The organism is Parahoeflea alexandrii (assembly GCF_024105735.1).
In the GTDB taxonomy this organism is placed as follows: domain Bacteria; phylum Pseudomonadota; class Alphaproteobacteria; order Rhizobiales; family Rhizobiaceae; genus Hoeflea; species Hoeflea alexandrii.
This window is the reverse complement of record NZ_JAAAML010000001.1, coordinates 939,809-953,614: the sequence shown is the minus strand read 5'-3', so window position 1 is coordinate 953,614 and position 13,806 is coordinate 939,809. Positions and strand designations below refer to the sequence as shown.

General features: G+C 62.3%; 9 protein-coding genes. All 9 read right to left on the bottom strand.

Translation table 11 applies throughout. The annotated features are described in order from the left end of the window. Nucleotides 1-109 precede the first annotated feature (109 nt). Complete coding sequence (locus tag GTW23_RS04385; RefSeq protein WP_152007958.1) at nt 110-1,189, bottom strand: branched-chain amino acid ABC transporter permease; 1,080 nt, start codon at nt 1,187-1,189, stop codon at nt 110-112. Continuing rightward, complete coding sequence (locus tag GTW23_RS04380; RefSeq protein WP_152007957.1) at nt 1,189-1,563, bottom strand: VOC family protein; 375 nt, start codon at nt 1,561-1,563, stop codon at nt 1,189-1,191. Before GTW23_RS04380 ends, GTW23_RS04385 begins: the two co-directional genes overlap by 1 nt. Before the next feature lie 3 nt (nt 1,564-1,566). Beyond that, nucleotides 1,567-2,526, bottom strand: coding sequence for a branched-chain amino acid ABC transporter permease (locus GTW23_RS04375; protein WP_152007956.1), 960 nt, complete (start codon nt 2,524-2,526; stop codon nt 1,567-1,569). Further along, on the bottom strand, nt 2,526-3,350 hold the full coding sequence (locus tag GTW23_RS04370) for an ABC transporter ATP-binding protein (protein ID WP_252914776.1): 825 nt from the start codon (nt 3,348-3,350) through the stop codon (nt 2,526-2,528). The genes GTW23_RS04375 and GTW23_RS04370 overlap by 1 nt, the downstream gene beginning before the upstream one ends. Next, nucleotides 3,347-5,332, bottom strand: a complete 1,986-nt coding sequence (locus GTW23_RS04365; protein WP_252914775.1) for an AMP-binding protein — start codon at nt 5,330-5,332, stop codon at nt 3,347-3,349. Before GTW23_RS04365 ends, GTW23_RS04370 begins: the two co-directional genes overlap by 4 nt. Before the next feature lie 238 nt (nt 5,333-5,570). Further along, nucleotides 5,571-6,584 carry an N-acetyltransferase DgcN gene (gene dgcN / locus GTW23_RS04360; RefSeq protein WP_252914774.1) on the bottom strand — a complete coding sequence of 338 codons (1,014 nt, stop codon included), beginning with the start codon at nt 6,582-6,584 and terminating at the stop codon, nt 5,571-5,573. 110 nt (nt 6,585-6,694) lie between these two features. After that, nucleotides 6,695-8,404, bottom strand: coding sequence for a hypothetical protein (locus tag GTW23_RS04355; RefSeq protein ID WP_252914773.1), 1,710 nt, complete (start codon nt 8,402-8,404; stop codon nt 6,695-6,697). Between the two features lie 149 nt (nt 8,405-8,553). Next, the gene (locus GTW23_RS04350; RefSeq protein ID WP_252914772.1) at nt 8,554-9,684 is read right to left on the bottom strand and encodes a type 1 periplasmic-binding domain-containing protein; all 1,131 of its coding nucleotides are present in this window, start codon (nt 9,682-9,684) and stop codon (nt 8,554-8,556) included. 233 nt (nt 9,685-9,917) lie between these two features. After that, on the bottom strand, nt 9,918-13,806 hold a 3,889-nt coding region (locus GTW23_RS23370; protein WP_290128862.1), incomplete at its 5' end, for a beta strand repeat-containing protein.

Here is a 13,806-nt window from a genome sequence, read left to right as displayed (position 1 = left end):
CCAATTCCTCCCGACATTTTGGGTCCGGACGGGTCCCGTGCCCGGACAATGCCTTATGTTCAACGCTCCCGGACAGCCTCCTCTGGCCATCGCGGGAAACGTCAGCCGGTCAGCCGTAGGGGAACGGCCAGACACGCAATTTCTCCTTGCCGAGCGACCAGAGCCTTGCCAGCCCATGCGGTTCGACAATGAGAAAGAAGATGATCAATGCGCCCACAACCATGGTCGCAATGTGAAACACGGTTTCAGCACCGATATCGATGCCCATCGCAGGCAGCACCGCGCGCAGCACGATCGGCAGGCCCCAGATGAAGGCCGCGCCGAAATAGGAGCCGACCAGGCTTCCCAGGCCGCCCAGAATGACCATGAACAGGATCTGGAACGACAGCGTGATCGAGAACGCCGAAGGTTCGGCCGCACCGAGATAGAAGAAGATGAACATCGCGCCCGCGACACCGCACAGGTAGGACGACACGGCAAAGGCCGAGAGCTTGGCGGTCAGCGGCCTGACCCCCATCAGTTCGGCCGCGATATCCATGTCGCGGATCATCATCCATTGCCGCCCGATGCGCCCGCGCACGATGTTCTTCACCGCCAGCGTCACCACCACGACGATGCCGAGCACGACAAAATACTGGGTCATTGCACCGGCGGCCGGGCCGGTCAGGATGATGTCACCGAAGCCGCGGCGCTCCGGCACTTCGATCGCGCCGGAGGAATTGTAGTTGTAGAGCCACGGAATGCGGATGAAGCACCACTCCAGAAAGAACTGCGCGGCAAGCGTCGTCACCGCCAGGTAAAGCCCCTTGATCCGGAGTGAGGGCAGTCCGAAGATCACCCCGATGCCGGCCGAAAACAGGCCTGACAACAGAACCAGAATGATGATGTTCACATCCGGAAAGATCGTCGTCAGCTTGTAGCAGCTGTAGGCGCCCACGCCCATGAAGGCACCGGTGCCCAGCGACAGCTGCCCGGCATATCCGGTCAGGATATTGAGCCCGATCGCCGCCAGCGCCAGGATCAGGAACGGCGTCATGATCGCGTTGAGAAAAAAGTCGCTTGCCACGAACGGGATCACGATCGCAATCACGCCGATGATGGCAATGCCGATGCGATCTTCCCGGATCGGGAAGATCGACTGGTCGGAAATGTAGCTGGTCTTGTACTGGCCAGATTCGCGATACAGCATTACTCGTCTCCCCAGACATTCCCGCTCGACGGCAGTATGTGCGAATGTGGCCCCGTCAGCCGGAACCGGTGCCCGGTCGGCGCTTCCATGATCACGGTGTGATCAACCACGCTGACCTTGCGCCCGCCCAGCTGTTCGATGCGGTGGATCTCCGCCGCAAGATCGTCGGTCTCGATGTCAAAATGGATCCGCGCCTCGTCGTGCACCGCTTCGATAACCAGCGACACGCCCTTGTCTGCCGCCATGATGGTGGCGCGCTTGCCGTCATCAATGTGCGACGGCTGGCCCAGAAGCTGGGACCAGAAACTGGCTGCATGCTCGATATGGTCGGTGTGACAGTCGACGACGATGGCTGAAAGTCTGCTCTTGTGCATCGCTTACACCCTTTCGATGATACGTTCGCCGAACAGGCCCTGCGGCCGGAACAGCAGGAAGATCAGCGCGATCATGTAGGCAAGCCAGCTTTCGATGCCGCCTCCGATCAGCGGCCCCCAGTAGATCTCGCCGATCTTCTCGCCAATGCCGATGATCAGTCCACCGACGATTGCGCCCGGGATCGAGGTGAAGCCGCCCAGGATCAGCACCGGCAGCGCCTTGAGCGCGATGATTTCGAGCGCGAACGACACATCCGAGCGCGCCCCCCACATGATGCCCGTCGTCAGCGCCACGATGCCCGCGGCAAACCACACGATGGCCCAGATCTGGTTGAGCGAGATGCCGACCGAAAGTGCTGCCTGGTGATCATCGGCCACCGCGCGCAGCGCTCGTCCGATCCGGGTCTTGTTGAAGAACACCGCCAGGCATCCGACCATGATGATCGCGATTACGGCTGCGGCAATGTCGATATGCTGCAGGATCAGAAGCCCGCCGTCGCCGATTTCGAGCGCAGTCGATCCGGTCGGCAGCCCCAGCTCCTCGGTGATCATCTGCTTGGGTTCGCCGCCGAAGATGAACTCGCCAAAGCCGATCAGGAAGTAGGTCAGTCCGATGGTCGACATCAGCAGGATGATGTCGGGCTGGTTGACCAGCGGCCGCATCACGAAACGCTCGACCGCAAGTGCCAGAAGCCCCATCACCCCGATCGTCAGGATCAGCGCCAGGTAGGCGGGAACGCCCTTCTCATGCAGGCCGACCAGCGTCAGCCCGGCAAACACCACCATGATGCCCTGCGCGAAGTTGAACACGCCGGACGCCTTGAAGATCAGCACGAAGCCCAGCGCGATCAGCGCATAGAGAACGCCCGCCACGAACCCTTCCCACAGCACCTGCAGCAGGAAGTCGGGAAGCTCGACCATCTGGATAAAAGGGTCGATGAAGATTGCGTAGAGAAAGTCCATCAGTGCGACACTCCCAGATAGGCGTCGATGACATCCTGGTTGTTCTTGACGTCGTCGGGCGGCCCGTCACCGATCTTGCGCCCGTAGTCGAGCACCACCACCCGGTCGGAGATGTCCATGACCACGCCCATGTCGTGCTCGATCAGCGCGATAGTCGTGCCCATCTGGCTGTTTACGTCGAGGATGAAGCGGCTCATGTCCTCTTTTTCCTCGAGGTTCATGCCCGCCATCGGCTCGTCGAGCAGCAACAGGTCGGGCTCCATTGCCAACGCCCGTCCAAGTTCGACCCGCTTTTGCAGCCCGTAAGGCAGCTTGCCCACCGGGGTCTTGCGAATGTGCTGGATCTCGAGGAAATCAATGATCTCCTCGACCTTGAGCCGGTGCTCGATCTCCTCGTCGCGCGCCGGACCGACATTGAGCACCTGCCAGAAGAAGTTCTTGTGCATCTTCAGCGTCCGCCCCGACATGATGTTGTCGAGCGTCGACATGCCCTTGAACAGCGCCACGTTCTGGAAGGTCCGGGCAATCCCGGAAGCCGCCGCCTCATAGGGCTGCATCCGCGAGCGGGCCTGGCCACGAAATGTGATCACCCCTTCCTGCGGATGATAAAAGCCGTTGATCACGTTGAGCATCGAGGTCTTGCCGGCCCCGTTCGGACCGATGATGGCACGGATCTCGCCCTTGAGAATGTCAAAAGAGATGTCCGAGATCGCCTTCACGCCGCCGAATGACAGCGAGACATTGTCCACCTTGAGCATCACGTCGCCGGGGTTCAGCCCGTCATCCTCGGCATGCAGCTCGACATGTTGGATCCGCGCGTTCATTCGGCTGCCTCCGGCATTGTGTTCGACACCGGCAGCACTTCCGCATCCGCCACCTTCACGGTGGCCCGGATCACACCCTTGCGGCCATCCTCGAAGGTCATTTCGGTTTCGATGTATTTCTCCGCCGATCCGTCATAAAGCGCCTCGATCAGCGGGCCGTAGCGGTCCGCCAGGAAGCTGCGGCGCACCTTCTGGGTCCGGGTCAGCTCCCCGTCATCGGCATCGAGTTCCTTGTGCAGAACCAGAAAGCGCTTGATCTGCGCGCCGGCCATCATCGGTTCGGCGGCGAGGTCCCGGTTCACCTGGTTGATATGGCCGGTCATCATCTCGTAGACCTGTGGCAGACCCGCCAGTTCCTGGTAGGAGCCGTAGGAGATGTTGTTGCGCTCGGCCCAGTTGCCGACCGCCGTCAGGTCGATATTGAGGAACACGGCGACGAAGTCACGCCCGTCACCGAAGGCCACGGCCTCCTTGATGTTGGGGAAGAACTTGAGCTTGTTCTCGATATATTTCGGCGCATAGAGCGCTCCGGTCGTCAGCTTGCCGACATCCTTGGCCCGATCGATGATCTTGAGGTGACCCTGGGCATCGAAGATGCCCGCATCGCCGGTCATCACCCAGCCGTCAGGCGTCAGCGTTTCCCTGGTCTTTTCCTCGTCGCCGTAATAGCCGGCAAACATGCCCGGAGACTTGAACTGGACCTCACCATTCTCGGCAATGCGGATCTCCACGTCGGGCGCAGCCGGCCCCACCGTGTCCGGACGGACTTCGCCATCCTTTTGCGCGGTGACATAGAGGAACGCCTCGGTCTGCCCGTAGAGCTGCTTGAGATTGATCCCCAGCGAGCGGAAGAACGAAAACAGGTCCGGCCCGATCGCCTCGCCCGCCGTATAGGCAGTGCGGATCCGGGTGAAGCCGAGAACATTGCGCAACGGCCCGTAGATCAGCTTGTCGCCGATCCAGTAGGATATCCGCCCCGAAAGTGGCACCGACCGGCCTTCGAGAATTTTCTCGCCGTATCTCTTGGCAACACCGAGATAATGGTCGAACAGCCACTTCTTCAACCGGCTTGCATCCTCCATCCGGATCATCACGCTGGTCAACAGGCCTTCAAACACCCGTGGCGGAGCGAAATAGAAGGTAGGCCCGATTTCGCGCAGGTTCTGCGCAACCGTTTCGGGGCTCTCGGGGCAGCTCATGCACAGCCCGACAGCATAGCCCTGGGCGTAGTTGAGATAGTGATCGCCGACCCATGCCAGCGGCAGATAGGCCAGCACCTCGTCGTGTTCAGTCATGTTGTCGAATTTCGCGGTGTCTTCCGCAGCCTTGACCGAAGCTGCCGCCGTCAGCATCACACCCTTCGAACGGCCGGTGGTACCGGACGTGTAGAGAATTGCCGAAATTTCGCTGCCGTCCGACGCCCAGATTCCGGCCTCCCAGTCGGATATGGCCGACGGATTGGCGGAGGCTGCCGCCCGGCCCTTCTCCTGCACATCGGCGAAATCATGAAGGTGCGTGCGCTCGTAATCACGCAATCCACGCGGCTCGTCGAAAATGATGTCGGTCAGCGCCGGGATGTCGGCTGCGACCGACTGGATCTTGTCCACCTGCTCCTGATCCTGGACCACGGCGAACCGCACACCGGCATGATCGAGCACATAGGCCATCTCCTCGGCCACCGAGTCCGCATAGACGGGAACCGGAATCGCCTTGAGCGATTGCGCTGCGCAGAATGCCCAGTAAAGCCGCGGCCGGTTCGAGCCGACGATGGCGATGCGCTCGCCCTCGGCCAGGCCCATCGCCTTCAGGCCCAGCGCGAATGCGCGGATCTCGTCACGCTGCTCGCCCCAGGACCAGGTTTGCCAGATCCCGTAATCTTTGATTCGCATCGCAGGCCGCTCTGCAAAACGCTTGGCGTTCAACAGCATGTACTGCGGAAACGTAACCGGCTTGCCGCCGGCGGTCACGCCTGTGGCTTCCATTCCTCCACTCTCCTCCCTGTCCGGACGGCTTGTCGCAATGTCCGGGCGCATGGCTCTCACCCCATGCAACTGGCCGTTCCCACTGGCCACATTCCCACCGGTTTCAGCCGGCGTTTTCATTTGCGGGACCAGCCCCTGTCCTCTCAGAAGCCGATCCGCAAAGCGACCATCAATTAAATGAACGCTCGTTTACCTTATTCGCCTTTGCTGCCGTTGCAAGTCCTACTTTTGGTGTTTCTCACGCATTTGCCCTGATTATTTCCAGCTGGTCGACCAGAGCGGAAACGCCAAAACGGATCGGATCCGTGGCCGGCACACCATACTCGCTCTCAAGCCCGGCCAGCAGCGCCCTCGCCTCTTCCTCGCCGAGCTTCTGCGTGTTGACCGCTATTCCGGTGCAGCGAATCGCCGGGTTGGTCAGCTTTCCACAAGCGATGGTCATGTCGATCACTTCGCGGATGCTCGGCAGCCCGTGTTTGACGCCGCGCATCATTGTCCGCGTCGGCTCATGGCAGACAATAAAGGCATCTGCCTGCGCGCCGTGCAGAAGGCCAAGCGACACGCCGGCAAAGCTCGGATGAAACAGCGAGCCCTGTCCCTCGACCAGATCCCAGTGGTCCGGCTCGGCGGCAGGCGCGATCCATTCCACCGCGCCGGAAATGAAGTCCGCGGCCACCGCGTCGATCGCCGCACCACGGCCCGAAATAAACACCCCGGTCTGCCCGGTCGCTCGGAAATCCGCCTTCATGCCGCGGGCACGCATTTCGCGTTCCAGCGCGAGCGCCGTGTATTTCTTGCCGACCGAACAATCCGTGCCAACCGTCAGGCAGCGCAGGCCGGGACGCTTGGTTCCCTTGCCGGTGTCAAACCGCTGGTCCGAGAACCGCACGTCGTGCAGCTTGGCGCCGCTGCGCGCCGCGGCATCGCGGATCTCGTCAATCGAGGCAAGCCTTGTGTGCAGTCCGGTCGCCACGTTGAGCCCGGCGTCGAGTGCCGCGACGATCGAGGCAATCCAGTGCGCCGGCAGCACACCGCCGGCATTGACCGCGCCGACCACCATGGTCTTCACGCCTTGTGCCACGGCCTCTTCAATCGAAAGGTCGGGAATGTTTGCGTCCGCCTGGCATCCGTCGAGCCGCAACTGGCCGATGCACCATTCCGGCCGCCAGTCGACAATCCCCAGTCCCGTCTTCGCCGCAAGCGCATCCGGCACGTCGCCGAGAAAAATCAGATAGGGCGGATCGATGACCATCACATACTCCGGACGTTGGGACTGGCTTTAAGCCCCACTGTCCTGCGCCATGCCGGAGCCGTCAAGATGCCATTTGCCGTCTTTGCAGCTTTACCCGCAGCCAACGCTGCTCAAGGGGTGCGCGGCAGGATGAACGCGTCGTAGCAGGGTGTGAGCGTGATCCGCTCGTGTCCGCCCAGAGCCGGCGCATAATGCTCCAGCAGCACGTTCCTGGCATGATGCGTCGGACAGGTCGGCAGCAACACCAGATCGGTCTCGGCCACCGCGTCGCGCGCCTGCCCGTCAAGCTCCGGCACGGCCCTGTTCGGATCAGCGCCGATCGAGACATACCGGGTCCCCTTCCGGTTCAGGATATAGGGAAACGGATTGGCGAAATCGAGACTGAGGATGGTTTCGAACCGCCGCCGGTTTCTCAGCTCATAGGACTTGATCGCCTCGGTCACGCCCTGCATTTCCTGAAGCAGCAGGTACTGGTAGTCCGGGTCGGAAAACAACAGGAACGACGGCAGGATGCCTTTCTCCGCGATGTCCTCGAAGGTCTCGCGCCGGTCGATATAGACCTGCCGGATCCGCTCCGCCCGCGTGACGAAAACATCCTTGGCCGAGACCCGCCCCAGCGGGCCGAGATCGGGCGCATCAAGCGCGACATAGCCCGGCGCCACCGCCAGTGCCCGCGCCGCCTTGTGCAGCACCGTGCTGACATTGGGCAGCACGGTCAGCCCGACCAGCACCACGATGGCCGTGCCAAAGCGCCCGTAACCCGATCGCGGCCTGAGCAGGATTGCCAGCAGTGCCGGCCAGACCATCAGGAAGGCCTGGCTGCCCGTATTCTGCGTCTCGTAGAACAGGCCGCACAAAAGAAGCAGCCCAACCCAGAACCAGTCGGCATCGATCATCCGTGCAACCGGATTTCCATCGGCCCGGCCGCGGGCGGCCGCATGTCCGGCGAGAGCGGCAATCAGCAGCACGATCGCAAGCACCCCGCCGGCGCCGAACACGTTGAAGTGCAGCGATGCCGCCGTCAGGAAGCGCGGCAGCAGCGCATCGGTGTTCTGCGAGGCCAGCACGATGATGTCCTGAACGTAAGGCACGACCAGGCCCGTCGTCAGTTCCGCAATGCCGGTCACACCCACACAGACGAGTGCCGTGGTGACGGCTGTCGACAGCCGGATACGCCCGAGCACGAGGCCGAACAGCAGGATCGGCCCGGCAGCGAGAAACGCGGTGATCTTGCAGAACGCCAGCGCCAGCAGCAGCACGCTCAGCAGCACCGTCTGCAGCACCGGTCCGCGCACGAACAGCACCGTTACCGCCACCAGGTAGATCAGGTGCGCGCCGTGACGGTTGTAGATCCCGAAGGCGTCGGTGCCCGGATAGGGATAAAAATCGACCACATTGTAGGGCAGCGCCGTAAACAGCATCCACGGCGCGAGCAGCCAGAAGGCGGCCCTGCCGCCCTGGCGGCCCGCCACGTCCCAGAGAATCAGCGCCATGACCGGCACGGTCACCGGCAGCCAGATCCATTGCGTCAGCAGCACAGGGTTGGCTTGCGGGAACAGGAAGTCGGAAAAAGCTGCCAGGAAGTACTCGCCCGGCCCCACCGGTGCGAAGAAATCGATCGCCGGCCACTGGCCGTTGGCGATCCGGCCGATGGCGTCGTAATAGACCAGAACATCCCAGTACATCGGCCCGATCGGCAGCACCAGCGGCAGCGTCTGCAGCACGACAAGCACCAGCGTGAAGACGATGAGGACCGGGTAGAGCCATATCAGCGCGCGGTGGCCGCGGGCATCCCTACCATCCATCACATTCGTGCTCATGTCGCATCCCGCCCTGATTCTGTCTGCCCCGATACTCGGCGCAATCGAGCGGCAAGGTCAATCGCGCGACTGCCGCAACCGCTCTCCTGTCACGGGAAAGGCAAGAGCCCTGACGGCCCGGCCGGGGGCCGCGATCATGAGGAAAGAACCTAGAAGCCCTCGCCCTCTTCCTGAATGATTTTCAGGCTGCCGTTTTCGATCCGATGCACGATCATCCGCCGCTCGATCCGGCCATCGGGCCGGAACCGGAACAGGCCCGTGGCGGCGCGGAACCCCTGGCTCGAGGTCAGATTTTCGACCGTGATTGCATCAGGCCCTGCGGACCGAACCAGGCCCGCGGCGATAGCGATGGAATCATAACCGATCGCCGCGTCATAGCTCGGCGCACGCCCATACTTGGCCTTGAACCGCTCGGCGATCACGCTGACATCGGTGGTCGAGGGAACGGCCACCATCAGCCCCTGCGCCGAGGGCCGCTTGTAGATCTCTTCGGGAATAAGCGACGTGGCAATGGCGGTGGCGATCGACTGCCCGAACTCGCCCGCCGCAAGAATGTCGATCACCTCGCCGATGGCATCGCCGCCGCCCAGCAGCACGATCGTGTTGGCCTTGGCAAACACCAACTGCCCCTTGGCGAAGGCCGCGCGCAGGTTGATGCCGCTTGCGGGATAGGGCACGAAGCCGATGGTGGTTCCACCCTTGAGCTTGATCCCCTCGCGCAAACGCAGCAGGTTTTCCGCCGGGAACCCAGCCTCGTGCACCACCACGATGTTCTTCTGTTTGGCCGCGACCGCGACGCCGACGCCCTCGAGCGCGCTGTCGATGGCGTCGCCGTAGAGCGGCCAGATATGCGTGCCACCGGCCGAATTGTTCGGCACCAGCGCCAGGATCGGCGGCCGCGGCAGGCTGGTGCCGGAGATGATCCGCGACACTTCCCCGTTCGTCGCCGGCCCGATGATCAGCTTCGACCCCGCCGCGCTCGCCGCCTGGACCTTGCTCGCGGCCTGTCCGGAAGTGGACGCAGACGCCTGGAAATCGATCCTGAGCTGCCCCGCGCCAAGGTCGTCCAGCGCGAGCTTCGCGCCATCGGAGATATCGGCGGCCTTTCGTCTCAGCGAAGCGTCGGTCGGCAGCAGCATGGTCACCTGCACCGGCCCGTTGCCATAGGTTGAGTTCCCCAGCGCCGCGACACCCGAATTGGAGGCCGACAGGCCATCCCCGAGGTTCGACGCCTGGCACCCTGCAAGGCCGAGACAGGCCGCCAGGAAAACCGAGCGCACAGACCTTCTCAGCCAGCCCCGCCCGGCGCTCGCCGTACCGTTACTCGAAACGCTTGTCACTGCACCACCCCGACCAATCCGCATACCCGAAACAACCTGTATCATGGCACTACAGCGCCACCTCAATCATGACGCGACGCTGTAGCATTTTGAAACCCGCTGCGTAAGCCCGGCCCTGATCCGGCCCTGATCCGGCCCTGACCCGGTTCGGGTCAGGGCCGGATCATGCCGGATCAGATGGTCACCGTGGAGCCTGTGTCGTCATCCACGAGGATCTTGAGCGCTTCGGCACCCGGAGCGGCAGAGAACTGGGCGATCTCGACGAAGTTCTCACCGCCCGTTGTCCCATTAACATCGACCGTCAGGACATTGCCGTCCATTCTGACATAGTCGGTCTCATTGGTGTCATTGACGACCTGGCCGTCAAGCAGCGCCGAGAGATCCACGACATCGCCTTCGAGGATGTCGTAATCGGCGATGAGATCCTGGATGCCGTTGTTGACCGCATCCGAGAGCGCATCCGCATCGAAGACGAAGGTGTCGCCACCGTCCCCGCCAGTCAGGGTATCAAAGCCCAGACCGCCATTGAGGATGTCGTCGCCTTCACCGCCGAACAGCAGATCGTCGCCGCCCAGTCCGAGCAATGTGTTGTCACCACCATTGCCGGTAAGGGTGTTGGCAAGATCATTGCCCGTCCCGTCGGCACTGTTGTGAACCGACATCTGCAGGTCGTCGAACAGGAAGCCCTTGTTCTCGCCGCCGGGTCCGTCCACCGGTGCGCCACCGGCGCTCGGACGGAAGAAGATGCGGCTGGTCTGGTTGGCTTCCGCATTGTCCTCATGGGTCCCGCCGACAGTATCGCGATAGTTCTCGAAAGTCGTCGTTGTCCCGATGTGGGCGCCATCGAGGTAAACCTCGATCACGTCGTTGTCCGGGCCATCGGCATAGGTCAGATGGAGTTCGATGTCGTGCCAGTTGCCCAGGCTGACACCGTCCGCTAGCGTCACATTGCCGGTGAAGGCAGCGAAAGCATTGTTGGTCCAGTTGCCATCCAGGAGTGGCTCATTGACGGCAATCCGAATGCCTGCCGCTGTCGCCTCAAGAACCATGAAGTTGTTGCGGTCCGTGGCATTGGCCCGACCAAAATCCACTTCCAGGCGGGAATTGTCGCCTGCCGGATCAACCGGCTTGAAGCGGAACTTGATCGTATGACCATTGAAGTCTGCCGATGTTCCCGGTTCTCCCGCCGTCGCCGGCAGAGCCGCGGAATACGGCCCCGCGAAATCGGTGATCGATGGATCGCTCGACATCCGGAACACCTGGTTGCCGCCATCGTCGACAATGTTCTGATCGCGACCCGGGCCACCGGCCACTGCCCAACCATTCTCGCCATTGGCAATCGGGCCAAGATCGAAGCCTTCGAAATCCTCGAAGCTGCTGGCGCCGTCAAGCAGCGTCAGGGTCTCGACGTGATCCGGCAGGATGTAGCTGTCGGTGGTCCGGACCTCGTCCGTCCCCTCGCCAGCGGCTTCCACAACCGTGTCGTTGCCATCGACGAGATAGACGTCATCGCCATCCCCGCCAACCAGCGTGTTGCCGCCGATACGGCCCGATGCGGTGCTGTCGTCGCTTAGCGTGTCGTTGCCCGCCGTCCCGTTGAAGGTGTTGCCTTCAACCAGGTCGGTGGCAAGGGCCGGATCGTAATTGAACACCCCGGCGCCGTTGAAGGTATTGCCGGAAATGTCGCCGGCCCAGGAGGCGCCGCCCACGGATCCGATTCCCATGCCTTCGAGAACCTGGTCGGTAAAGGTGTTGCCATTGACCGCCAGGCCGGTTGCACCGGCATAGGCATCGAGCGACATCCCCACGAGATTGCCCTCGTAAAGGTTGTTCTCGACCGTCACATCGGTTCCGCCATTGACATAGGTGCCGGTGTGCCAGCCGGTAAACGCATTACCGCTCACCGTCAGACCGTCGCCCGAGCCCACCGAATGGGTTATACCGCGGGAGACGTCGGCATCGACCACACCGTCTCGGTAGAACACCGAGTTCTCGATGGTCACGTTTGCCGCCTGGACGTGGATGCCGGCATTTTCGAAAGCGCCGCCGGAATTGCCGTTGAGCACCCGGACACCGTCGATGGTGACATCATCGTGAAGAACGATGATCCGGCCATCGATGGTGCTTTCGCCTGCACCGCCAGTCAGATCGCGTGCTGCATCAGTACCGACCACGCCGCCATTGGCGCCAATGATCGTCACCAGCTTGCTGATCGTCAGGTCCTCGGTGAAGGTGCCTGCCCGCAGCATGATGGTGTCGCCGTCCGATGCATTGTCGATCGCTTCCTGGATCGACATGCCTTCGGCCACAATGAAGGTGGTGCCGAGTTCCGCATCGACATCGTCCGGACCAAGCGGACCGGTGATCACCGAGGCGGTGTTCCCGCCACCCAGAAGCTGCAGGTTCAGTGCAAAGGCAACCGCATCCGCTTCGGAGCCGAAGAAGAAGGTGAAGTCTTCGCCGCGGTTGTCTCCACCATCGCGATGCGCTTCGTTCTGCACCGCATAGACACCGCCGGGGAAGATGCCGCCAAAGTCGATGTTCCCGACCGAGGTGACACCCTCTTCGTCCGCGTAGATGCCGATCGGCTCACCATGGCTGTAGCTGCCATTGAAGGTGACGTCGTTGGTGCCGGGATCGTAGCTGCGGCCCGCCGAATAAAGACCGACCGAACCCCAGTTGTTGCCGGTGGTCGTGATATCGGTGAGCACGATACCGGTCGAGTCCGACAGGGCGATGCCGACGCCGGCAGTCCCCATGCCGTCAGCCGTCACATTGGTCAGGCTCGAGTTGTCAACGCCGTTCAGATCGATTTCGGACCGTCCCGCACCCTGAACCGTAACGTTTTCCAGCTGGAAGCCGGTCAGCGTGTCGGCTGGAATGCCGGTTCCCGGGTCAACCTTGAAGCCGTAATGCGTCGTCGCCGATGCATCCAGCGTCAGGTCGCTGATGTGGACATTGTCGGCAGTCACGTGAATGCCGTAGCCCGCAGTTGCGGTCTTGAGCGTCACCTCTCCTTCGCCGGCGCCGATGATGGTCAGCGACTTGGAGATGTTGAGCTGTCCTGCCAGCGTGTATTCGCCGGCCGCGATCCGCACGGTGTCACCCGATGTCGACGCGGCAATCGCCGCCTCGATCGTGGCATAGCTGGTCACTGCACCTGACGTGCCGTTGATCACCTGGATCGGATCGATGGTCACATCGCCATCCGCAAAGCGGACGGTCTCGACGCTGGTGGTGATGGTCGTCACGGCTCCGGTAGCAGGAACTGTTCCGCTACCCGTGTGGGTGATGGTGACGGTTCCGTCTCCGTTCACGACGCGTGTGTACTCGGCCTCATTGCCCGAAAGCACGACCCGGTCATTGCCAGCACCACCATCAAAGCTGTCGTTGCCGTCACCGGTGACAAAGACATCATCGCCCGCACCGCCGGAGAACTCATCATCGCCGCCACCCGAGGTGAACGTGTCGTTGCCGTCACCGCCGTTGAAGACGACGCGGTGCCCGCTGGTGATGCCCGAGGCATCGACCGTGTCGTTGCCGACACCGCCGTTCACGGTAATGGTGTTCACATTGAGCGCCGTCGTGCCAAGCGGTGTGGTTATGTTCACAAAGTCGCCGCCCGAGCCGAGATTGAGGACGATGTCCTCGATCTCGTCCATGCGGACGGAGCCGCCGCTGCTCACAGACACCTCGATGTCCGTGTTGTTGACGCCCGGCGCCTGCGGTGTGATTTCCGATCCGCCGGCAACCGCGCCGACCGTGAACGTCGCCGAAGCCCCCGTGTTGGTGAGAACCACCGTATCCGTGTCGGAATCGGGGCCTGCACCTGTACCGGCATTGCCGCCGTCAACGCGGTCAGTGCCGTCGCCGGTTGACCACAGGAACGTGTCGTCGCCTGCACCGCCGATCAGCGTGTCGCTGCCGGTACCGCCGCGGATCACGTCATTGCCGGAAGACCCGGTGATCGTGTCAGAGCCGCTCTCGCCGTCAATCCGCACGATGCCGCTCAGCATGGTCTGGCTGAAGTCCAGATTGTTGTTCGAATTGTCGCCGCGGATC

Excerpts from the sequence above, each read along its gene's own strand:
- GTW23_RS04365 (WP_252914775.1), bottom strand. The coding sequence starts at position 5,332 with ATGGAAGCCACAGGCGTGACCGCCGGCGGCAAGCCGGTTACGTTTCCG.
- GTW23_RS04370 (WP_252914776.1), bottom strand. The coding sequence starts at position 3,350 with ATGAACGCGCGGATCCAACATGTCGAGCTGCATGCCGAGGATGACGGG.
- GTW23_RS04385 (WP_152007958.1), bottom strand. The coding sequence starts at position 1,189 with ATGCTGTATCGCGAATCTGGCCAGTACAAGACCAGCTACATTTCCGAC.
- dgcN (WP_252914774.1), bottom strand. The coding sequence starts at position 6,584 with ATGGTCATCGATCCGCCCTATCTGATTTTTCTCGGCGACGTGCCGGAT.
- GTW23_RS04355 (WP_252914773.1), bottom strand. The coding sequence starts at position 8,404 with ATGAGCACGAATGTGATGGATGGTAGGGATGCCCGCGGCCACCGCGCG.
- GTW23_RS04380 (WP_152007957.1), bottom strand. The coding sequence starts at position 1,563 with ATGCACAAGAGCAGACTTTCAGCCATCGTCGTCGACTGTCACACCGAC.
- GTW23_RS04375 (WP_152007956.1), bottom strand. The coding sequence starts at position 2,526 with ATGGACTTTCTCTACGCAATCTTCATCGACCCTTTTATCCAGATGGTC.